This window comes from Achromobacter sp. 10T422, assembly GCF_056394065.1.
In genome coordinates this window covers 502577-524732 of record NZ_JBFTHD010000002.1, presented here as the reverse complement: position 1 = coordinate 524732, position 22156 = coordinate 502577, and the positions used below count along the sequence as shown (strand labels likewise).

Sequence of the window (22156 nt, the reverse complement as noted above, 5' to 3'; positions counted from 1 at the left end):
GCGGGTCAGGTCGGCTTGGGGTCGCGCATGGTGCGCCACACCGACAGCAGACCCGCAGAAATGATCAAGCCCATGCCGGCCCAGGCCAGGGCGTCCAGATGGTCGCCCCAGAACCCCATGCCCAGCAAGGCCGCGAAAATAATGGTGCTGTACTGCAACGCCGCCGTCAGCAGGGCTGAGCCCATGCCGAAGGCCCGGGTCATGGCCAACTGGCCAAACATGCCCGCCACGCCCACGCCAAACAGCGATGCGTAGCCCTGCCAGTCGGCCTGGCCCCACCCTTCAAACCACAGCCCGGCCAGGCTCGACACGCAGACCGCCACGGAGAAAAACAGCACGGTGCGCCACTCGGGTTCACCGATGCGGCCCAATTGGCGGATCTGCATCATGGCGATGGCCGACATGGCGCCCGCGCCCATCCCCATCACTGCGGCCAGCCACTGGTCGTCGGTAATACTGGGACGCAGCACGGCGATCACGCCCAGAAAACCCAGCGCCACAGCAATGATGCGCACCGGGTCGCGCTGCGCGCCGCCCCAGCCCAACATCCAACAGGCGATGAACAGCGGCGCCGTGTAGTTCAGGCTGGTGGCGGTAGCCAGCGGTAAATGCGAGATCGCGAAAAACCCCAGCCACATCGACGTGACGCCAGACAAGTTGCGCCAGATGTGCAGCTTCCAACTGGTGGGGATGATGGATTGCCGGCCGGCGCGCGCCCACAGCAGCAACAGAATGACGGAGGGGAGCCCGCGGAAAAGCACGATCTGCGGCAACGACGCGCCGTGCTCGGTGCCGAGCTTCACGAACGACCCCATGATGGCGAACATGGCGGACGCCAGCAACATCCAAAGAGCCTGCATTGGGGGTCTGCGCTAAGGGAAAAGTGGGGGAGAAATAGGGGAAAGCGATACTATACTCTCCGTCACCGGGAGCGGTGCCGGCGAGTCGGGGAACTGGCGGGCCGCCGCCATGTCGAACCCCGGGTATTTCCCGCTCGCAGAGGAACACAAAAAACATGAAACGCATTGTCTTGTTCGTCATCACCAACCTGGCCGTCATGCTCGTGCTGTCGGCCACGCTGCGCATCCTGGGCGTAGACCGCTACATCACCGCCAATGGCCTGAACCTCAACGCGCTGCTGATCTTCTCGGTGGTCGTGGGCTTTACCGGCGCGATCATCTCGCTGCTGATCAGCAAGCCGATGGCCAAATGGAGCACCGGCGCACAAGTGCTGGACCCGAACGCGCCGCGCAGCCAGCGCGAAGCCTGGCTGGTCGACACCGTGCACCAGCTGGCCGACCGCGCCGGCATCGGCCGCCCGGAAGTCGCCATCTATGAAGGCGCCCCCAACGCATTCGCCACCGGCGCGTTCAAGAACGACTCGCTGGTTGCCGTGTCGACGGGCCTGCTTGAAAGCATGAGCGAAGAAGAAGTCGCGGCCGTGCTCGCGCACGAAGTGGCCCACATCGCCAACGGCGACATGGTCACGCTGACGCTGATCCAGGGCGTGGTGAACACGTTCGTCGTCTTCCTGGCGCGCGTGGTTGGCTACTTCATCGACCGCGTCGTGTTCAAGAACGAACGCGGCATCGGCCCGGGCTATTACATCACCGTGCTGGTCTGTGAAATCATTTTCGGCGTGCTGGCCTCGATCATCGTGGCCTGGTTCTCGCGCCAGCGCGAATACCGCGCCGACGCCGGTTCGGCTCACCTGATGGGCGCGCGCGAACCGATGATCCGCGCCCTGGCGCGCCTGGGCGGCCTGGAGCCGGGCGATTTGCCCAAGTCGTTTGAAGCTTCCGGCATCACCGGCAAGGGCGGCCTGGCAGCCATGTTCGCCTCGCACCCGCCGATCCCGTCCCGTATCGCCGCCCTGCAAAACGCACGCGTGGTCTGACCCCAGCACCACTTGCAGGCAGGCAGCAAAAAGCCCCTCGTCAGAGGGGCTTTTTCTTGGGCCGGCTGGTTGCCGGATCGATGTGCCGGGCGCCGGATCAAGGCCCGGTCACGCCGATGATAAAGGCCCGGGTCACGGCCAGAATGAAGGCCTACGCCACGCGCCCGGTCACGCCTGGATCAGCACTCGACGATGTTCACCGCCAAGCCGCCACGCGCGGTTTCCTTGTACTTCGTCTTCATGTCGGCGCCCGTTTCGCGCATCGTCTTGATGACCGAATCCAGCGACACATAGTGCTGCCCGTCGCCGCGCAGCGCCATCCGCGCCGCGTTCACGGCCTTGATGGAGGCCATGGCGTTGCGCTCGATACAGGGAATTTGCACCAGCCCGCCCACGGGGTCGCACGTCAGGCCCAGGTTGTGCTCCATGCCGATCTCGGCGGCGTTCTCTACCTGCTCGACCGTGCCGCCCAAGGCGGCCGCCAAGCCGCCCGCAGCCATCGAACACGCCACGCCCACTTCGCCCTGACAGCCCACTTCGGCTCCCGACAGCGACGCGTTGTACTTGTACAGTAGCCCCACCGCCGCGGCGGTCAGCAGGAAATTGCGCACGCCGTCGCTGTTGGCGCCCGGCACGAAGCGGTCGTAATAATGCAGCACGGCCGGGATGATGCCGGCTGCGCCGTTGGTCGGCGCCGTCACCACACGCCCACCGGCCGCGTTTTCTTCGTTGACGGCCATGGCGTACAGGTTGACCCAGTCCATCACCGACAAGGGGTCGGACAAGGTGCGCTCGGCGCGCTGCGTCAGGTTGCGGTAGAGCTCGGGGGCGCGGCGGCGCACGCGCAGCGGGCCGGGCAATTCGCCATCGGCTTCCGGGTAATTGATGCCACAGCCACGCGCCACGCAGTCCTGCATGACCTGCCAGATACGGTCCAGCCCGCTGTGCGTTTCCGACGCTTCGCGCCAGGTCAGCTCGTTTTGCATCATCAGCTGCGCCACGGTCATGCCGCTTTCGCGGCACATGGTCAGCAGCTCACGGCCCGAGCGGAACGGATACGGCAACTGGTTATGCGCGGCAATGACCTGACTGTTCGACGCGCCGGCCGTCACGACAAAGCCGCCGCCTACCGACAGATAGCGCGATTCACGCAGCGACTCGCCATTGGCGCCCATGGCGTGAAACTTCATGCCATTGGGGTGTTCGGCCATCGCTTCGCGGCGGTAGAACACCATGTGTTCCTTCTCGATGAAGGGGACGGGGAAACGGCCAAGCAGGGGCAGTTGGCGGCTGGCGCGCACCGAGGCCAGCATGCCGGCAATCGCCGCCGGGTCAACCGTGTCGGGGGCTTCGCCCATCAGGCCCAGCAGCACGCCCTTGTCGGTGCCGTGGCCCTTGCCGGTGGCGCCCAGCGAGCCGTACATTTCGGCGCGCACATAGGCGACTTGGGGGATCAGGCCGTCGCGTTCAAGCCCCTGCGCAAATAGCAATGCGGCCCGCATCGGGCCCACCGTATGGGAGCTAGACGGGCCTATGCCTATCTTGAACAGATCGAATACGGAAACGGCCACGCGAAACTCCAGTACATCTAAGAATAGTCAGGCAATGATACGCGCAGCCACAGCCGCGCGCAGTAAAGGCCCGACGCGCGTAAGCTGTATTGCGCCGCCGGGTTTCGCCGCCCGGTCAGGCGTGCGATCATTACAGAATTATTTCATGTCATAAAAAGAACGGAACTACCCCTGGATGTCTGGACTTATTACCCTGCTTGACTTCGCCGGCTACGTCGCGCTCCTCCTTTGGGGGGTGCACATGGTCCAAACGGGCGTCCAGCGCGCTTTCGGCGCGGCCTTGGGCGCGGCGCTGGGCAAAGCGCTGGGTACGCGCTTGCGTGCCTTTGCCGCCGGGCTGGGCATCACCGCCGCCCTGCAAAGCAGCACCGCCACCGGCCTCATGATTACCGGCTTCGCCGCAGGCGGCGTGGTCGGCCTGGTGCCCGCCCTGGCCGCGATGCTGGGGGCCAACGTCGGCACCACCCTGATCGTTCAGCTGCTGTCGTTTGACCTGACTTCGCTTGCTCCCATCCTGATCCTGGCGGGCGTGTGGATGTTCCGGCGCTATCCGCCGGGCCGCACCCGCGACCTGGGCCGGGTGTTCATCGGGCTGGGGCTGTTGCTGCTGTCGCTGCATCAACTCGTTGAGCTTTTCGAGCCGTTCCAGACCGCCCCCATGCTGGGCATGATTCTTGACGCGCTGTCCACCCAGCCGGTGGCTGCCGTGCTGCTGTCGGCCGCCTTCACCTGGGCCGCGCACTCCAGCGTGGCGGTTGTGGTGCTGGTAATGTCGCTGGCCAGCCATCACATGGTGGCGCCGCACGTGGCTTTTGCGCTGGTGCTGGGCGCCAACCTGGGCACCGCCATCAACCCGATGATCGAAGGCGTGACGGGCGACGACCCGGCCGCCCGCCGCCTGCCGCTGGGCAACCTGCTGACCCGCGTGCTGGGCGTGCTGGCCGGCCTGATTCTGCTGCCCGTGCTGCAACCGCTGATGAGCGACATGGCCAGCGACCCGGCACGCGCCGTGGCCAACTTCCACACGCTGTTCAACGCGGTGATCGCCCTGGTGTTCCTGCCGCTGCTCACGCCCTACGCCGCCCTGCTCACCCGCTGGCTGCCCAAACGCGCCGACCCGAACGACCCTTCCCGTCCCCAATATCTGGACGAGTGGGCGCACGACGTGCCGGCCGTGGCGCTGGGCAACGCCGCACGCGAAGCGCTGCGCATGGCCGATATGGTGCAAACGCTGCTGCTGTACGCGCGCGCCGGTTTCAAGCGCGACAACCGCCACCGCATGGTCCAGGCGCGCCAGCTGGACGCCGCGCTGGACAAGCTGGAAAACGCCATCACGACGTACCTGGCCACGCTGGATCAGGAAAACATGACGCGCGACGACGTGCAGCGCATGGACGACATCCTGGCCTTCACCAGCAACATCGGCCATGCGGGCGACATCGCCCACCACGGCCTCTTGAGCCACGTCGCCAAGCTGCGCAAACAGGGCTGGACCTTCTCGCCCGAACAGCGCGCCAGCCTGGACGATACGCTGGGCCAGCTGATCGCCAACGAGCGCCAAGCCGCGGCCCTGTTCGTCAACGACGATCTGCGCCAGGCCCGGGCCCTTGCCGGCGAGAAGGCGCGTTTCCGCAACATCGAAATCCAGGCATCCGAGACGCACCTGCAAAAGATCAAGGCCGGTCAGGTCGACGCCGCCGAAGTCGGCGCGCTGTATCTGGATATCCTGCGCGACATGAAGGGCATCAACTCGCATCTGGTGGGCGCGGCGGCTTACCCGCTGCTAGCCCGGCACGGCGAGCTGCTGCCGAGCCGGCTGCGCGAAGCCGGGAACTGAACAAAAAGAAACCGGCCCTTGGGCCGGTTTCTTTATGGGCGCTTATTTATGGGCGCTTATTTATGGGCGCTTACTTATGGGCGCTTACGCTTATTGGCGCCCACGCTTATTGGCGCCTTCGTTCAAGGATGCCTGCGCCTCGTCCCTACAGATAGCGCTGGAACCAAGCGAGCATCCGGCTCCAGCCATCTTTCGCCGCTTCCGGCTTGTAGCTGGCGCGGTAGTCCGCCAGGAACGCGTGGTCGGCATCCGGGTAGACGACGAATTCCGACTGCTTGGCGGCGGCATTTCCCGCAGCCAGCTTTGTCTTCATGGTCTCGATGTCGGCCAGCGGAATGCTGGCGTCCTTAGCCCCGTACAAGCCCAGCACGGGGCCGTGCAATTCGTTCACCACGTCGAAGGCCACACGCTTGATCAGCGGGCCATGGCCGACGCTCAGCTTGCCGTACCAGGCCACTCCCGCCTTCACATCGGGATTGTGCGCGGCATACATCCAGGTCAGGCGGCCGCCCCAGCAAAAACCCGTCACGGCCACACGCTTGGCGTCGCCGCCGTTCTGCGCGGCCCAGGCCACGCTGGCGTCCAGGTCTGCAAACACCTGCTCGTCCGGCACTTTGCTGACCAGTTCGGCGATGAGTTTGGGGATGTCGGTGTAGACCGAGGCATCGCCCTGGCGCTCGTACAGGTTGGCGGCAACGGCCAGGTAGCCGGCCTTGGCCACGCGGCGGCACAGATCCTTGATGTGCTCGTGCACGCCGAAGATCTCTTGCACGACCAGCACGATGGGCAGGTCGCGGCGGCCTTCAGGGGCCGCGTAATAGGCGGCGATGGAACCATCGGCCACGGGCAGTTTGAAATCCCCGTGGACCAGTCCATCCGTGTCGGTATGGATGACGGTAGGCGCGACGTTACCGGCGGCGGCGGAAAAACTCATGGGCACACTCCTAGGGTGGAATCGAAGACGGCCGGGCATCCCGTCCGCGCGCGTCCTAGTGCGTGTGAGCGTGCTCCGCATGGGGCGCGCCGTGGCCGGCTTCGGCCCCGTGCTCGTGTCCATGGTGCATCAGGGTCGTCACGCTGTAGATCAGCACCACGCCCACGCCTACCAGCAGCAATTGCGGGACGGCATCCGAAAGGGATACCCGTTCGTGCATCTGCGGCATCAGATCGGCCACCGAGATATAGAGGAAGCTGCTGGCGGCAACCACCAAGACATACGGCACCCAGCCCTGCGCCTGCTGCAGCACGAAGTACCCTATTATGCCGCCCACGGCTGAACACAAGCTGGTGAAGAGAATCAGCGAAAACGCCCGGCGGCGCGCCAGGCCCGCGTTCAGCAGCACGACGAAATCGCTCAGCTTGTGCGGCACTTCATGCACGATGATCGACGCCGCCGTCAGCACGCCCAGCAGCGGGTCGGTCAGGAAGGCCGCCGCCACCAGCACGCCGTCGCACAGGTTGTGCAACGAGCTGCCGATCAGAATCAACATGCCGCCACGGCCCGCTTCGTGATGGTCGTGGCCCTTGTGATGGTGATGGCCGTCGCCTTCGTGGTGATGGCTGTGGCGCAGCAGCGCAATCTTCTCCAGCACGAAGAAGCCGATCAGCGAAGCCAGCATCAGCCCGAACAACGCATGGGCATCGCCCACCGCGCCTTCAAAGGCCTCGGGCAGCAGGTGCAACAGCGCCACCGACAACAGCACGCCCACCGACAGGCTGACCATGTGATGCAGGTATTGGGCAAACACTCTGTAGGCCAGCCAGCTGGCGACAAAGACGGCGATGAGCCCGCCGGTTACGGTGGCAAGCAAGACCCAGAGCAGCAACATTTGGGGGACGCAATAAAGGCGGGAGGGAAGCGCAACATTATATTGTTGCAATCCCAAAATCGGAAATGGGCCGTCCGAAGACGGCCCACCGATGTTCAAGCCAGCAAAACGGCGCGGGGTGCAGTCGCCACCAGTGGGCGCCCTTCTTCCTGGTCGCCCTTCCTGGTCGCCCTTCCTGGTCGCCCTTCCTAGCCGCCCTTAGTGCGCCTGCTCCCAGTTCTTGCCCATGCCCACTTCGGCCACCAGCGGCACGCGCAGCTCAGCCACTGCACACATCAAACGGGGCAACGCTTCCTTGACCACGTCGATCTCGGCGTCCGGTGCTTCCAGCACCAGTTCATCGTGCACCTGCATGATCATGCGCGTTTGCAGCTTTTCCGCTTCCAGCCAATCTTGCACGGCCACCATGGCCATCTTGATCAGGTCAGCCGCGGTGCCTTGCATGGGCGCGTTGATGGCGGCCCGTTCTGCGCCCTGCCGGCGCGGGCCCGACGCCCCGCGGATTTCCGGCAATTGCAGCCGGCGGCCGAATACGGTTTCCACATAGCCTTGTTCGCGCGCCAAGCGGCGGGTATTTTCCATGTACATCGCCACGCCGGGATAGCGGGCGAAGTAGCGGTCGATATACGCCTGCGCCGCGTCGCGCGTGATGCCCAGGTTGGACGCCAGGCCGAACACGCCCATGCCGTAGATCAAGCCAAAGTTGATGGCCTTGGCCGCGCGGCGCTGCTCGGTGGACACATCCGGCAAGGCCACGCCGAACACTTCCGAGGCCGTGGCGCGGTGGATGTCCTCGCCAGCGGCGAAGGCGCGTTGCAGGTTTTCGTCGTCGGACACATGCGCCATGATGCGCAATTCAATTTGCGAATAGTCCGCCGACAGCAACACGCCCTGTTCAGCGATGAACGCTTCGCGCACGCGGCGGCCAGCCTCGGTGCGCACCGGAATGTTCTGCAAGTTGGGATCAGACGACGCCAGACGGCCCGTGATCACCGCCGCCTGCGAATAGCGCGTATGCACGCGCCCGGTATTCGGGTTGATCATGCGCGGCAGCTTGTCCGTGTACGTGGACTTCAGCTTGGACAAGCCCCGATATTCCAGCAGCACCTGCGGCAGCGGATAGTCTTGCGCCAGCTTGGTCAGCACGTCTTCGTCGGTAGACGGCGCGCCGCTTGCGGTCTTGCGCACCACGGGCAGCTGCATGCGCTCAAACAGGATCTCGCCCAACTGCTTGGGCGAATTCAGGTTGAACGGCTGGCCGGCCAGTTCATAGGCCTTTTGTTCCAGCCGCAGCATTTCCTGGCCCAGCTTGTGGCTTTGGCGGCCGAGTTCAGCGGCATCCACCTTCACGCCATTGCGTTCGATGGTGGTCAGCACCGCCGACACCTGGATCTCAAGCTGGTAGATGCGGTTCAAGCCTTCGTCGGCCGCCACCATTGGGCGCAGCACCTGATGCAGCTGCAAGGTGAAGTCTGCGTCTTCGGCCGCGTAATGGCCGGCCTTGTCCACCGCCACTTCGTCAAAGCCGATCTGCTTGGCGCCCTTGCCGCACAGGTCTTCATACGACACGCCGCTGCGGCCCAGATAGCGCTGGGCCAGATCATTCAGCCCCACGCCGCGATGCGATTCCAGCACGTAGGCCTGCAGCATCGTGTCGTCGGTGATGCCCGCAAGCTTGATGCCTTCGTTGGCGAACACATGGGCGTCGTACTTGGCGTGATGCAGCAGCTTGGCGCGCGAGGCGTCTTCCAGCCACGGCTTCAATCGCGCCAGCACTTCGGCCTTGGGCAGTTGGGTGGCGCCGTCCGGGCCGCGATGGGCCACGGGGATGTAGCAGGCCACGCCCGGCTCCACCGCCAGCGACAAGCCAACCAGCCGCGCCTGCATCTGATCAAGCGAAGTCGTTTCGGTATCCAGCGCCACCAGCGATGCGCCTTGCAGCTTCTCAAACCAGGCGTCGAATTCAGCCCAGTCGGAAATGATGCGGTAGTCGATTTCAGTAGGCGCCGCCGGCGCCTCGGCTGCAACGCGCGCATCCCCAGTGGGCACGCGCTCGGCGTCGCCCGTCAGGTCGCGCAGCCAGGTGCGGAAACCATAGCGCTCGTACAGCTCGGTCAGCGTGGCGTCGTCGCGCGCGCGCGGCGTCAGGTCGTCCACGCTTTCGATATGGCCGGTCAAGTCACAGTCGTACTTGACCGTGAGCAGTTGGCGCGTCAGCGGAAAGTTCGGAATGGCTTCACGCAAGTTGTTGCCCGCCACGCCCTTGATGCCATCGGCGCCTTCGATCAGCTTATCGATGGAACCGAATTCAGTCAGCCATTTGACGGCCGTCTTCGGGCCGACCTTGGTGACGCCCGGCACGTTGTCCACGGTGTCGCCCACCAGCATCAGGTAGTCAACGATGCGGTCTGCGGGCACGCCGAATTTATTGACGACGCCAGGTTCGTCCAGCACTTCGCCCGTCATGGTGTTGACCAGCGTGACGTGGCTGTTGACCAACTGCGCCAGGTCTTTATCACCCGTAGAGACGATGGTGTGCACGTCGTGTTCGGTGGCACGCTTGGCCAGGGTGCCGATCACGTCATCGGCTTCCACCCCTTCAATGGCCAGCACCGGCCAGCCCAGCGCGCGCACGGCGCGGTGGATGGGTTCGATCTGCGCGGCCAGGTCCTCCGGCATGGGAGGACGGTGCGACTTGTATTCGGGATAGAGGTCGTCCCGGAAGGTCTTGCCGCGAGCATCGAAAATACATGCGGCATACTCTGCCTTGTGGTCAGATACAAGCTTGCGCAACATGTTCACCACGCCGTAGAGCGCACCCGTAGGTTCGCCTTGCGCATTGCGCAAATCAGGCATAGCGTGGAAAGCGCGGTACAAGTAACTTGAACCGTCGACCAGTAATAAGGTTTTTTTCATGGTTACAAAGGCAGATATGGAAACACCCGCCGGCAAACAAATTCCGCTGATTATGTCAGAGATACGGACGGCGGCAGACAAGCTCGCAAACATCGGGCCCGCAGTCAGCGTCTTCGGCAGCGCACGAGTCAGCCGCAATTCCCCCCACTATGAAACCACCGTTGCGATTTCGGCCGCCCTGGCCGGCGCCGGTTTTGCGGTGATCGCTGGGGGCGGCCCCGGCATCATGGAGGCCGCAAACAAGGGCGCATTCGAAGCAGGCGGCACCAGCATCGGGCTGAACATCAGCCTGCCGCACGAAGCGCACAACAACGAATACCAAACCATCAGCCTGTCGTTCGAATACTTCTTCTCGCGCAAGGCAACGTTCTTCATGCACAGCTTCGCCTACGTGGCGATGCCGGGCGGATTTGGCACGCTGGACGAGCTCTTCGAAGCGTTGACGCTGATCCAGACGGGCAAGGTTCCGCCGGCACCCATCGTGCTGGTGGGCAGTGAATACTGGTCTGGCCTGGTCGAATGGCTGGGCGACCAGGTGTTGAGCAACGGCATGATCGGCGCGCATGACCTGGATCTTTTCATCATCGAAGACGATCCCGTCAAGGTCGTGCGCCGTGTCGTGGAATTCCACGACAAAGTCACATCCGAAGCGCAGTACGCGCCGTCGCTGCCGGCCTGATTCCTGATCAGGAAAACAGACACGCCCCGCCGCCTGGCGACGGGGCGTGTCGTGTCACATCCTGGATTTCGTGCCGGCTTCCCAAGCCAAGATTATTTGCGCATAAACGACGGCACGACATCGGCCGGGATCGGGCACACATACGGCTGACCGCGGCGCGCCTCAAGCAATTCTTCCTTGGCGCGCGCCAACGCTTCCGGCTGCGTATACAAATCTGCTGCGGTCGCCGCGATGATTTTCGCGGCATGCACCATGCCCTTGTGCGCCATCGACATCTTCCCCTGCGCCACCATCTGCCACGAATGGAACGGCGTGCCATAGGCGTAGCAAGCGCCCCAGCACTGCGCCGTGGGCGTCACCCAGCTGACGTCGCCCACGTCGGTAGAACCGTAACTGATCTCCGTCTTGGCCGGATCAAACGGCGCCACGCCCGCGAACAAGGGCGTGGGGTTGCGCAGCACGGCGCCCAGGTTTTTACCCGCGTTATCAATGTCGTCTTCGCTGATCGCATCCCACATGCGGCGCGCCGCCTGCTCTTCGCCCGGCGTGTAGGCCGGCCCTTGCAGCGCCTGCATGTTGGCGTACATCACGTCGTTCAGCACGCGGTTCGGCATGTAGTTTGAGCAGGCCTTGTCGAACACGATTTCCAGCTCGCAGCCGGTCATCAACGCCGCGCCGCGCGCCACGTTCTTCACCCGCTCATACAGGTCGGCCGCCTGCGAATTGATCGGTGCGCGCACCAGATAAAGCACTTCGGCACGCGCCTGCACCACGTTGGGCGAAATGCCGCCGCTGTTGGTCACGGCGTAATGCACGCGCGCGTCCGGCACCATGTGCTCGCGCAGATAGTTCACACCCACGTTCATCAACTCCACCGCGTCCAGCGCGCTGCGGCCCAGATGCGGAGAATTCGCCGCGTGCGCCGCGATGCCCCGAAAGCGGAAGTAGGCCTGGATGTTGGCCAGTGACGACTGATAAAAAATGCCCGTGTGCGATGCCGGGTGCCACGTCAGCGCCGCATCCACATCATCAAACAACCCCGCGCGCGCCATGAAGGTCTTGCCCGACCCGCCCTCTTCCGCCGGACAGCCGTAAAACCGGATCGTGCCCGGCAACTGCTTGGCCTCCAGGAATTCCTTGACGGCTACGGCGGCGAAATGTGCGGCGGTACCCAGCAGATGATGGCCGCAACCGTGGCCGTTGCCATTGGGCGTCTCGGGCGACGGCGCACAGGCAAAGGCGCCGCTTTCCTGACTTAAGCCGGACAGCGCGTCGTACTCGCCCAGAATGGCAATGACGGGGCCGCCCCGGCCGGCTTCCGCGACGAATGCAGTGGGAATGCCGGCGGCGTCGCGCGTGACGCGAAAGCCCGCTTCCTCAAGCATCGCGATGTGCAGCTCGGCCGACTTATGCTCGTCATAGCGCAGCTCGGCCAGGCTCCAGATGCGGTCGCTCAAGTCGGCATAACGGTCGCTGCGCGCGTCGATGAACGGCGCAAGTGTATCGATGGCACCCATTGCTTCTCCAGTGAAAGGGATGATCCTGTCTCGGTGAAAAAAGCCTGTGATTCGTCCAGCTTGGTTCCGGCAGTTTCAATCATTTCCAGGCGTGAAGCCAGAGCGAATGCGGGGCGCTCGCCGGATCAGGCCATCGCCTTGATGATGGCTTCGCGCGCAAGTCCGATAAATTCGCTCTCGCCGGCGCGCGCGGGCAACAGGCGGAATTCCACCATCGGCAAGGCCGGCAAACCCGGCGCGTGCAAGCGCGCAATGCCTGGCGCCAGCGCCGATTCATTCAGGCAGGCCACGCCCAACCCCGCCGAAATCGCCAATTGCAAACCGGCCACGCCAGAGGCCACATGCGACACGGTATAGGGCACGCCTCGCCGGGATAGCAAGCGCTCTACGTACTGACGCAGCGCACACGTTTCGGGCAACACCAGCAGCGGCAAGGGGTCATGTTGCGGCGCGCTTGCGCCTTCCGCCGCCATCCACAGCAACGGTTCGCGGCGCAGCAGCGCGCCTTGCGCACGGGCTCGGGGCGCGCCACGTTCCTGGATCGACATGGAGATGCCGACATCAATCTCGCCGCGTTCATAGGCGGCCTCGATCGCGCCGCTTTTCATGATGGTGACGTGCAGCCGCACTTGCGGATATTGCTCGTTCAGGCGGCGCAGCATGCGCGCCACGTCACCGGGGCGAAAGTAGTCAGTGATGAACAGCCGCAGCTCGCCTTGCAGCGCCACGCCGCGCAGATCGCGGTAGGCCTCGTCGCTCAAAGCCAGAATGGCGCGCGCGTGCGCCAACAGGCGTTCACCTGCGGGCGTGGCCGTCACGCCCGTCTTGCCGCGCACGAGCAGCGGCTGGCCAGCACGGTCTTCCAGTTTGCGCATCTGCTCGCTGACGGACGACTGCGACAGAAACACCTTGGGCGCGGCCGCCGTCAGGCTGCCTGCATCCAGCACGGCAACCAGTGTGCGCAACTGGTCCAGATCGAATCCCGACATGATTTATCCAACGGATTTATCGATGGATTGAATCGTAATTTCCCGCTTTTCCGATGTCAATCGGCTGCCTACACTGGCCCTGTCCCTTCCCCTTTCAGGAGCCAAAATGCCCCACATCGTCGTTCATCTCTCGGGCCAGTCCGACCCCGCCATCAACCGCCGCGTGGTGCAATCCGTTGCCGGCCTGACCCAGTCCGTACTGGGGAAAAAGCTGCCCGTCATCGCGATCACGTTGCAGCATATTCCGCATGACCTGTGGTTCATCGGCGGCCAGCCGCTGTCGGAACTGGGCAAGAATGCCTTCCACCTGGACATCAGCGTCACCGACGAGACCAACACCAAGGGCGAAAAGGCGCGCTTCATCAAGGAGATCTACGCGGCGTTCCAAGAGATTCTGGGCGAGCTCCACGAATGCTCTTACGTGCATGTGATCGATGCGCGCGCCGCGGCATACGGCTACGGCGGCGCCACACAGGAATACCGGCACCAGCAAAACGGCGTGTAATTCACTGGTCAGCGTCAAAGCTGAAAAAAAAGCCGCACACCCGAAGGTGTGCGGCTTTTCTTTTGCTGCCGAACCGCAAGGAGCCTTAGCCCCAGCGTGGCTTAGACAGCGGCGTCGCGCGCGGCGCGCTTGCGTTCGTTTTCCAGCAGGTGACGCTTACGCAGACGGATCGACTTCGGCGTGATTTCCACGAGTTCGTCGTCGTCGATGAATTCAACAGCGTATTCCAGCGACATCTGGATCGGCGGAACCAGGCGCACGGCTTCGTCGGTGCCCGAGGCGCGAACGTTGGTCAGCTGCTTGCCCTTGATCGGGTTCACGACCAGGTCGTTGTCGCGGCTGTGGATGCCGATGATCATGCCTTCGTACAGCGCATCGCCCGGGTTCACGAACATGCGGCCGCGGTCTTGCAGCTTCCACAGTGCGTAGGCCACGGCGTCGCCGTTGTCCTGGCTGATCAGCACGCCATTACGGCGCTCGCCAATCGAACCTTCCTTGATCGGGGCGTATTCGTGGAAGATGTGGCTCATCAAGCCCGTGCCGCGCGTCAGCGTCAGGAACTCGTTCTGGAAACCGATCAGGCCGCGGGCCGGGATCAGGTATTCCAGGCGGGTACGGCCACGGCCGTCCGGCTGCATGTCTTGCAGGTCGCCCTTGCGGCGGCCCAGCTCTTCCATGACGCCGCCCTGGTGAGCGTCTTCAACGTCAACCGTCAGCGATTCAAACGGCTCGCACTTCACGCCGTCGACTTCCTTGAACACCACGCGCGGGCGCGACACGGCCAGCTCGTAGCCTTCGCGGCGCATCGTTTCCAGCAGAATCGTCAGGTGCAGTTCGCCACGGCCCGACACTTCAAACACCGTGTCGTCGCCCGTGTCGCGCACACGCAGCGCCACGTTGGACTTCAGTTCGCGGTCCAGGCGGTCACGCACTTGGCGGCTGGTCACGAACTTGCCTTCGCGGCCGGCCAGCGGCGACGTGTTCACCATGAAGTTCATGGTCAGCGTCGGCTCGTCGATGCGCAGCATCGGCAGCGCTTCTTGCGTGGCCACGTCGGTGACGGTGCAGCCAATGCCCAGCTCTTCGATACCGTTGATCAGCACGATGTCGCCGGCTTCGGCTTCATCCACCACCACGCGTTCCAGACCGTGGAACTTCAGCACCTGGTTGATACGGCCGCGGCCGCCCTGGCCTTCCGGACCGAACTTGTAAGCCACTTCCATGCCGGGGCGCATACGGCCACGGTTGATGCGGCCCACGCCGATCTTGCCGACGTAGCTGTTGTAGTCCAGCGAGATGATTTGCATCTGCAGCGGGCCATTGGGGTCGTCGTCACGCTGCGGCACGTGCTGCAGAATGGCTTCGAACAACGGGCGCATGTTGCCTTCGCGCACGTCCGGGGTCAGACCGGCGTAGCCCGACAGACCCGAGGCGTACACCACCGGGAAGTCCAGCTGTTCTTCGGTCGCGCCCAGCTTGTCGAACAGGTCGAACGTGGCGTTGATGACGAAGTCGGTACGGGCGCCCGGGCGGTCAACCTTGTTGACGACCACGATCGGCTTCAGGCCCAGGGCCAGCGCCTTGCGCGTCACGAAGATGGTCTGCGGCATCGGGCCTTCAACGGCGTCCACCAGCAGCAGCACGCCGTCAACCATGGACAGCACGCGTTCGACTTCACCGCCGAAGTCCGCGTGTCCCGGGGTGTCGACGATGTTGATGTGCGTGCCTTCGTATTCAACGGCACAGTTCTTGGCCAGAATCGTAATGCCGCGTTCTTTTTCCAGATCGTTCGAGTCCATGACCCGTTCGGTCAGCGCCTGGTTTTCGCGGAAGGTGCCGGATTGGCGCAGCAGCTGGTCGACCAGGGTTGTTTTACCGTGGTCCACGTGGGCGATGATGGCGACGTTGCGCAAGGCGCGAGTCATAGCGAGTCCTTTAAGGTCAGGGTGGAGGGCAGCAAGCCCTCCGGCAATTCGTTCAGTGCAAGCAATGCCTGCTTCGGGTCTGGCATGGCCTGCAAGGCTTCCAGCTCAACGGCGCGTTCCAGAGAAAATGGCCCGACATGCGTGCGCCGCAGCGCCGTCAGGTGGGCGAAACAGCCCAGCACGCGCCCGATGTCCTGGGCCAGTGTTCGGATGTATGTGCCTTTACTGCAAGCCACATCGATCTCTGCCTGCGTCCCCGAAAGGGACAACAGCTCGATGCGGTGTATCGTGATTTGTCGCGGAGCGCGTTCCAGCTCGATGCCGGCGCGCGCGTACTCGTACAACGGTTTGCCGTCGCGCTTGAGCGCGGAGTACATCGGCGGAATCTGTTCGATCGTGCCCGAGAAACGTGACAGCGCGTCGCGCAATGCCTGTTCCTCTACGGCAAAACCCGGCTCGGCGGTCGACACGACATTGCCGGTCAGGTCGCCAGAATCGGTTTCGCTGCCAAATTGCAGCGTAGCGCGATAAGCCTTGTCGGCGTTCAGCATCGCGCCGGAAATTTTAGTTGCGCGACCCATGCAGCACACCAGCAAGCCGGTGGCAAAGGGGTCCAGCGTGCCTGTGTGACCGGCTTTCGCCGCGTCCATGGCGCGTTTGGCGCGTTGCAAAGCGTGGTTACTCGACAAACCTACGGGTTTGTCGAGCAACAGCACACCGTCGAGCGCAAGCCCGCGTCGTTTAGCCATCGTCGAAATCCGGTTGAAAAAGCAGTGACGACAGCCCGATCAGGACTGGTCTTCAGGTTCGTCGGGCACGCCCGAGTGCGGGCCGGGCCGGTTTGCGCGGTCGATGAGGATCGACATTTCGATACCACGGGCAATTTGCTCGTCGTGGAAGAAACGCAAAGTGGGGACAGTGTGAATGTGCAACAGCTTGTAGAGCTGAGAATGCAGCCAACCGGCTTTTTCGTTCAGCAAGGCAGTGGCGGCTTCGGGCTCAGCGCCCAAAACCGTGAACCACACCTTGGCATGCGCGTAGTCGGTCGACAATTCCACACCGGAGAGCGTGATCAGGCCAGCGCGAGACATATCGATTTCGCGCTGGATGATCTCGGCCAGATCCTTCTGGATCTGGTCGGCCAGCCGCAGATTGCGGCCGGGGATGGCTTTGGACTTGTGACGGCTCATTAGCAATAATGCCTCGCGACGCTTTACAGCGTACGCGCGATTTCCTTGATTTCAAAGACTTCCAGTTGGTCGCCCACCTGGATGTCATTGTTGCCGCGCAGCGTAAGACCGCAATCGAAGCCCGACTTGACTTCCTTGACGTCGTCCTTGAAGCGGCGCAGCGATTCGAGATGCCCCGTCCAGTGAACCACGTTGTTGCGCAGCAGGCGCACCTGGGAATCGCGGCGGACGATGCCGTCAAGCACCATACAACCGGCGATGTTGCCGAGACGCGAGATGCTGTAGACCTCACGGATTTCGACCAGGCCGATGATTTCTTCTTTCTTCTCGGGCGCCAGCATGCCCGACATGGCTGCCTTAACTTCATCCACGGCGTCATAGATGATGTTGTAGTAGCGCACATCGATGCCGTTGTTTTCGGCCAGCTTCTTGGCGCTTGCTTCCGCACGCACGTTAAAGCCGATCACGACAGCGTTCGAGGCGATAGCCAGGTTGATGTCGGTTTCCGAGATGCCGCCAACAGCCGCGTGCACCACTTGCACACGGACTTCGTCGGTCGACAGCTTCACCAGCGACTGCACCAGCGCTTCCTGCGAACCTTGCACGTCGGTCTTGACGATAAGCGTGAGCGTTTGCGTGCCCTCGCCCAGGTTGTCGAACATCGATTCCAGCTTGGCGGCCTGTTGGCGGGCCAGCTTGACGTCGCGGAACTTGCCTTGGCGGAACAGTGCAATTTCGCGCGCCTTGCGCTCGTCGGACAGGGCCATCAGTTCGTCACCAGCGGCCGGGACTTCGGTCAGACCCTGGATTTCCACCGGGATCGACGGGCCGGCCGATTGGATCGGCTTGCCGTTTTCGTCCAGCATGGCGCGCACGCGGCCAAAGCTTGCGCCGGCCAGCACGACGTCGCCGCGCTTGAGCGTACCGCTTTGCACCAGAATCGTCGCGACCGGGCCGCGGCCCTTGTCCAGACGGGCTTCGATGACCAGACCCTTGGCGGGGGCGTCTTCCGGCGCCTTCAGTTCCAGCACTTCGGCTTGCAGCAGCACGTTTTCGAGCAGGTCGTCGATGCCTTCGCCGGTCTTGGCGGACACACCCACGAACGGCACGTCGCCGCCGTATTCTTCCGGCACAACCTGTTCGGCAACMAGTTCCTGCTTGACGCGCTCCGGGTTGGCCGACGGCTTGTCGATCTTGGTCACGGCCACGACCATGGGCACGCCCGCAGCCTTGGCATGGTGGATAGCTTCACGCGTTTGCGGCATCACGCCGTCGTCGGAAGCCACCACCAGAATGACGATGTCGGTGGCCTTGGCGCCGCGGGCACGCATGGCGGTGAACGCCTCGTGGCCCGGGGTGTCAAGGAAGGTCACCATGCCGCGTTCGGTCTGAACGTGGTAGGCGCCGATGTGCTGCGTAATGCCGCCGGCTTCGCCCGCGGCAACCTTGGCGCGGCGGATGTAATCCAGCAGCGAGGTCTTGCCGTGGTCGACGTGGCCCATGACGGTCACGACCGGGGCGCGCGGCAGTTGTTCGGCTTCGGAAACCGTTGCGGAGATGTCCAGGAACGCTTCCGGGTCATCCAGCTTGGCGGCGATTGCCACGTGGCCCAGTTCCTCGACCACGATCATGGCCGTTTCCTGGTCCAGCACCTGGTTGATGGTGACCATCTGGCCCAGCTTCATCAACTGCTTGATGACTTCTGCGGCCTTGACGGACATCTTGTGCGCCAGGTCGGCCACGCTGATGGTTTCCGGCACGTGAACTTCACGTGCGATGAATTCGGCGGGTGCCGGCTCGTTGCGGCGGTCATTCTGCTGGTTGCGGCCACCACGGCCGCCGCCCTTGCCACCACCCTTGCCGCCTGCACGCCAGCCATCACGGCTGGCCGGGGCTGCCGGCTTGTCAGCGGGCTTCTTGCGCGAAGCGTCATCAGACCAGGTCGAAGCGACTTCGGCGGTCTTGATGGTCTTCTTCGTGCCAGGAGCGGCGGGCTTGGCGTCCTTCTTGGCGCCAGGAGTGGCACCCGGCTTGCCAGCCGGCTTGTGCAGCGTGCCCGAAATCGGAGCGGCGGCAGCAGCAGGCGCCTCCGGCTCGGGGGCGCGCAGCACCTTGCGCGGACGGTTCAGCATCTCGCGCAGGGCAGCGGCTTCGGCTTCTGCAGCGCGGCGGGCCTCATCGCGGCCACCCGACGTAGCGGAGGCGGCGAGCGGCGGGCCAGCGCGGCGGTTGTCGGCGCGATTGCCCACCMTGGCGGCGGGAGCCGGTGCGGCGGCCGCAGCAGGTGCGGCAGGCGTCGGCGCAGGCGCGGCGGCCTCGGGCTTGGCAGCGGGTTTCACGGATTCGGACTTCGCAGCAGGCTGAGCCTGGGCGATCGGCGCATTGGCCTGGGGGGAAGGTGTTTCGGACTTATTAGCTAGCACAACAGGTTCCGGCTTGGCTTCTTCAGCCTTGGGCTCGGTGGATTCAGTCTTAACTTCGGGCTTGGCCTCTTCGGCCACGGGCTCGGCAGGAGCAGGCGCCGGCGTCGGTTCGGGTTCAGGCTGGGCCTGAACTTCGGGGGCTTGCGCCTCGACGGTGGCGGGCACTTCGGCCGCGACGGATTCAACAGGCGCGGGCGCTTCAACCGGCGCGGGCGCTTCTACAGCAACAGGCTCTGCCGCTTCAACGGGGGCCGCAGCCTCCGCCTGCACGGGAGTGGTCTCGCGAGGCTCGACCACGGCAGGCGCCTCGGATGCAGCCGGCGCGGACACCTGCTGCTCTTCTTCGACGGAGACTTCTTCATCAGCACGCGCGGACGCGGCCTGCTCCAGGGCGATTTCGGAGGGATCACGCTTGACGAACACGCGCTTCTTGCGCACTTCGACCTGAATCGTGCGCGAGCGGCCGGTGGCGTCAGCCTGCCGGATCTCGGACGTTTGGCGGCGCGTCAGGGTGATCTTCTTGCCTTCGGTCGCGCCGTGGGCGCGACGCAGCGATTCGAGCAATTTCGCCTTGTCGCTGTCGGTGACGGAATCGTCAACCGATTTGAGGTCAACACCAGCCGAGCGCAGCTGATCCAGCAGCACATTGGCAGGCATTTTCAGCTCGGTAGCGAACTGGGCGACGGTGTTACTCGACATTAGGCTCTCTCTTCCCTATATGCAGCTATTACAAACAACGTGAACTTGCGGTGGATAAAATCAGCACTACCCACCGCAGACCCGTGTCCTTTTGGTTATTCTTCGTCGAACCAATGGGCACGGGCACGCATGATGAGGTCGCTGGCTTCCTGCTCGGTCAAGCCGGCGATTTCCGCCAGTTCGTCCGTTGCCAATTCGGCCAGATCATCACGCGTATGCACTTGACGCTCGGCCAGCTTGCCAGCCAGCTCTTGCGTCATGCCTTCGAGTTCAAGCAAATCCTGTGCGGTCTCAAGGCGCTCTTCCTGGGCAATTGCCTCAGTCAGCAACGCATTGCGAGCACGGGCGCGCAATTCATTGATGGTGTCTTCGTCAAACGCTTCGATTTCCAGCAGTTCCTGCATGGGCACGTAAGCGATTTCCTCGATACCGGTAAAACCTTCGTCGATCAGGATGTCAGCGACTTCCTCGTCAACGTCCAGCTTGCTCATGAACGTGGTGCGCAGACCCGACCGCTCGACTTCCTGGCGGTTCAGGCTTTCTTCCGGCGTCATGATGTTGATCTGCCAACCAGTCAGTTCGGACGCCAGGCGCACGTTCTGACCCTTGGCGCCGATCGCCTTGGGCAGGTTTTCTTCGTCGACGACGACGTCCATCGCATGCTTGTCTTCATCAACGACGATCGATTCGACGTTGGCCGGCGCCAGGGCGCCGATGACAAACTGCGCGGGGTCTTCCGACCACAGCACGATATCGACCTGCTCGCCGCCCAACTCATTGCGCACTGCAGTAACACGCGAACCACGCATGCCCACGCACGTGCCGATGGGATCGATCCGCTTATCGTATGCCACGACGGCGATCTTCGCACGCACACCCGCATCACGGGCAGCAGCCTTGATCTCGAGCAGACCCTGCTCGATTTCCGGAACTTCGTTCTCGAACAACTGGCGGATGAACTCGGGCGAGGTGCGCGACAGAATCACCTGCTGGCCACGCGCGGCGTGGTCAACACGCAACACATAGGCGCGGACGCGGTCGGCGACCCGGAGGTTTTCCTTCGGAATCATCTCGGAACGGGGCAGGCGCGCTTCGATCTTGCCGGTTTCGACAATGGCGTCGCCCTTGTCCATGCGCTTGATCGTGCCGGACACAATGGTTTCGCCACGATCCAGGAAGTCGTTCAGCACCTGTTCGCGCTCGGCGTCACGGATCTTTTGCAGAATGGCCTGCTTGGCCGCCTGCGCGCCGATACGGCCGAATTCGATGGGTTCAAGCGGCTCTTCGATGTACTCGCCTTCCTGGATGCCAGGAACGATTTCCACCGCGTCCGACAGCATTTCCTGCTTGTCGGGTTCTTGCAGGCCGGCTTCGTCCGGCACCACCAGCCAGCGGCGGAAGCCTTCGTGATCGCCGGTTTCCCTATCGATGGCGACACGAATGTCCGCATCATCCTTGAAGCGCTTTTTCATGGCCGAGGCCAGCGCACTTTCCAGAGCACCGAACACGACGTCACGCGTGACGTTCTTTTCACGCGCCAAGGCATCGACCAACAGAAGAATTTCGCGACTCATCGCTTTTTGCCCTTGAAATCCAGAACGGGATCCAGTTTTGCACGCTCGATATCATCGACCGTGAAATTCAACACCTGGATGTCGTTCTTTTTTGCCTCAAATTCGAGACCGAACACGACGGTCTTGTGCATCCCAGCAGCAGCGTCCGAGGCGGCGGCGTCGTCTTCAGGCACGGTCAACGTGCCAGAGAAGACCTTACGTCCGTCTAATGCCTCGCGCAGCTTGATCTCGATGCGCTCGCCAGCAAAGCGCCGGAACTCGGCCTCGTTGCGCAACGGGCGGTCAATGCCCGGCGAGCCAACTTCCAGGCGCTTGTAGTCGACGTTTTCGACCTCAAACACCCGCGACAATTGGCGAGACACCTGTTCACAGTCTTCGATGCGCACACCGCCGACCCGATCGATCGTTACGCGCAAAAGGCCCAGGGCGGCACGCTCGACGTCCACGAGTTCGACGTCCATGCCGGCCAGAGCCTCTTCGGTCAATGCGAATAAATCAGCCATATACTCAAAAAAAATGGGCTGCACGCCCAGCCCACCGATATTGCGCAGAGCCCAGCCGCTTCCCTACTACACGTAAGGAGCAATGCTGGGCAGCGCCCTATA

The 22156-nt window shown here is 63.3% G+C and carries 17 protein-coding genes; 4 read left to right on the top strand and 13 right to left on the bottom strand.

The window, feature by feature from the left end:
• Window positions 1–5: 5 nt before the first annotated feature.
• Window positions 6–860 carry a DMT family transporter gene (locus AC1DB0_RS06500; protein ID WP_175169699.1) on the bottom strand — a complete coding sequence of 285 codons (855 nt, stop codon included), beginning with the start codon at window positions 858–860 and terminating at the stop codon, window positions 6–8.
• Between the two features lie 155 nt (window positions 861–1015).
• Here AC1DB0_RS06500 and htpX point away from each other — a divergent pair, with 155 nt between their 5' ends.
• Complete coding sequence (htpX, locus tag AC1DB0_RS06495; RefSeq protein ID WP_054423593.1) at window positions 1016–1897, top strand: protease HtpX; 882 nt, start codon at window positions 1016–1018, stop codon at window positions 1895–1897.
• A 179-nt stretch (window positions 1898–2076) separates the two neighbouring features.
• On the opposite strand, the gene AC1DB0_RS06490 is transcribed toward htpX, so the two are convergent.
• Complete coding sequence (locus tag AC1DB0_RS06490; RefSeq protein WP_175169698.1) at window positions 2077–3468, bottom strand: L-serine ammonia-lyase; 1392 nt, start codon at window positions 3466–3468, stop codon at window positions 2077–2079.
• Between the two features lie 175 nt (window positions 3469–3643).
• On the opposite strand from AC1DB0_RS06490, the gene AC1DB0_RS06485 reads away from it, so the two are divergent.
• Window positions 3644–5305 (top strand): Na/Pi cotransporter family protein, encoded by a 1662-nt coding sequence (locus AC1DB0_RS06485; RefSeq protein WP_054423597.1) that lies wholly within the window; start codon window positions 3644–3646, stop codon window positions 5303–5305.
• A gap of 145 nt (window positions 5306–5450) precedes the next feature.
• Here AC1DB0_RS06485 and AC1DB0_RS06480 read toward each other — a convergent pair whose 3' ends face one another.
• The 3 genes from AC1DB0_RS06480 to polA all read right to left on the bottom strand — a co-directional run bounded on the left by AC1DB0_RS06480 (window position 5451) and on the right by polA (window position 10050).
• Window positions 5451–6239 (bottom strand): dienelactone hydrolase family protein, encoded by a 789-nt coding sequence (locus AC1DB0_RS06480; RefSeq protein ID WP_054423599.1) that lies wholly within the window; start codon window positions 6237–6239, stop codon window positions 5451–5453.
• A gap of 55 nt (window positions 6240–6294) precedes the next feature.
• The gene (locus tag AC1DB0_RS06475; RefSeq protein ID WP_175169697.1) at window positions 6295–7134 is read right to left on the bottom strand and encodes a ZIP family metal transporter; all 840 of its coding nucleotides are present in this window, start codon (window positions 7132–7134) and stop codon (window positions 6295–6297) included.
• Between the two features lie 198 nt (window positions 7135–7332).
• Window positions 7333–10050 (bottom strand): DNA polymerase I, encoded by a 2718-nt coding sequence (polA, locus tag AC1DB0_RS06470; protein ID WP_054423605.1) that lies wholly within the window; start codon window positions 10048–10050, stop codon window positions 7333–7335.
• Here polA and AC1DB0_RS06465 point away from each other — a divergent pair.
• Complete coding sequence (locus AC1DB0_RS06465) at window positions 10049–10729, top strand: LOG family protein (protein ID WP_447577317.1); 681 nt, start codon at window positions 10049–10051, stop codon at window positions 10727–10729. The genes polA and AC1DB0_RS06465 overlap by 2 nt on opposite strands.
• 92 nt (window positions 10730–10821) lie before the next feature.
• On the opposite strand, the gene AC1DB0_RS06460 is transcribed toward AC1DB0_RS06465, so the two are convergent.
• Window positions 10822–12246, bottom strand: coding sequence for a M20 family metallopeptidase (locus tag AC1DB0_RS06460; RefSeq protein WP_476757639.1), 1425 nt, complete (start codon window positions 12244–12246; stop codon window positions 10822–10824).
• A 125-nt stretch (window positions 12247–12371) separates the two neighbouring features.
• The gene (locus tag AC1DB0_RS06455) at window positions 12372–13235 is read right to left on the bottom strand and encodes a LysR family transcriptional regulator (RefSeq protein ID WP_476757640.1); all 864 of its coding nucleotides are present in this window, start codon (window positions 13233–13235) and stop codon (window positions 12372–12374) included.
• A 106-nt stretch (window positions 13236–13341) separates the two neighbouring features.
• On the opposite strand from AC1DB0_RS06455, the gene AC1DB0_RS06450 reads away from it, so the two are divergent.
• Entirely contained in the window at window positions 13342–13740 is a 399-nt protein-coding gene (locus AC1DB0_RS06450) for a tautomerase family protein (RefSeq protein ID WP_054423611.1), read from the top strand.
• Between the two features lie 101 nt (window positions 13741–13841).
• Here AC1DB0_RS06450 and typA read toward each other — a convergent pair whose 3' ends face one another.
• From typA to rimP, 6 genes are all read right to left on the bottom strand, one after another.
• Window positions 13842–15665 carry a translational GTPase TypA gene (gene typA / locus AC1DB0_RS06445; protein ID WP_054423613.1) on the bottom strand — a complete coding sequence of 608 codons (1824 nt, stop codon included), beginning with the start codon at window positions 15663–15665 and terminating at the stop codon, window positions 13842–13844.
• Entirely contained in the window at window positions 15662–16414 is a 753-nt protein-coding gene (gene truB, locus AC1DB0_RS06440; protein ID WP_054423615.1) for a tRNA pseudouridine(55) synthase TruB, read from the bottom strand. The genes typA and truB overlap by 4 nt, the downstream gene beginning before the upstream one ends.
• Before the next feature lie 39 nt (window positions 16415–16453).
• Complete coding sequence (rbfA, locus tag AC1DB0_RS06435; RefSeq protein WP_006218273.1) at window positions 16454–16855, bottom strand: 30S ribosome-binding factor RbfA; 402 nt, start codon at window positions 16853–16855, stop codon at window positions 16454–16456.
• 23 nt (window positions 16856–16878) lie between these two features.
• Window positions 16879–19977 (bottom strand): translation initiation factor IF-2, encoded by a 3099-nt coding sequence (gene infB, locus AC1DB0_RS06430; protein WP_476758625.1) that lies wholly within the window; start codon window positions 19975–19977, stop codon window positions 16879–16881.
• A gap of 95 nt (window positions 19978–20072) precedes the next feature.
• On the bottom strand, window positions 20073–21551 hold the full coding sequence (nusA, locus tag AC1DB0_RS06425) for a transcription termination factor NusA (RefSeq protein WP_054423619.1): 1479 nt from the start codon (window positions 21549–21551) through the stop codon (window positions 20073–20075).
• Window positions 21548–22054 carry a ribosome maturation factor RimP gene (rimP, locus tag AC1DB0_RS06420; RefSeq protein WP_054423621.1) on the bottom strand — a complete coding sequence of 169 codons (507 nt, stop codon included), beginning with the start codon at window positions 22052–22054 and terminating at the stop codon, window positions 21548–21550. Before rimP ends, nusA begins: the two co-directional genes overlap by 4 nt.
• Window positions 22055–22156: the final 102 nt, after the last annotated feature.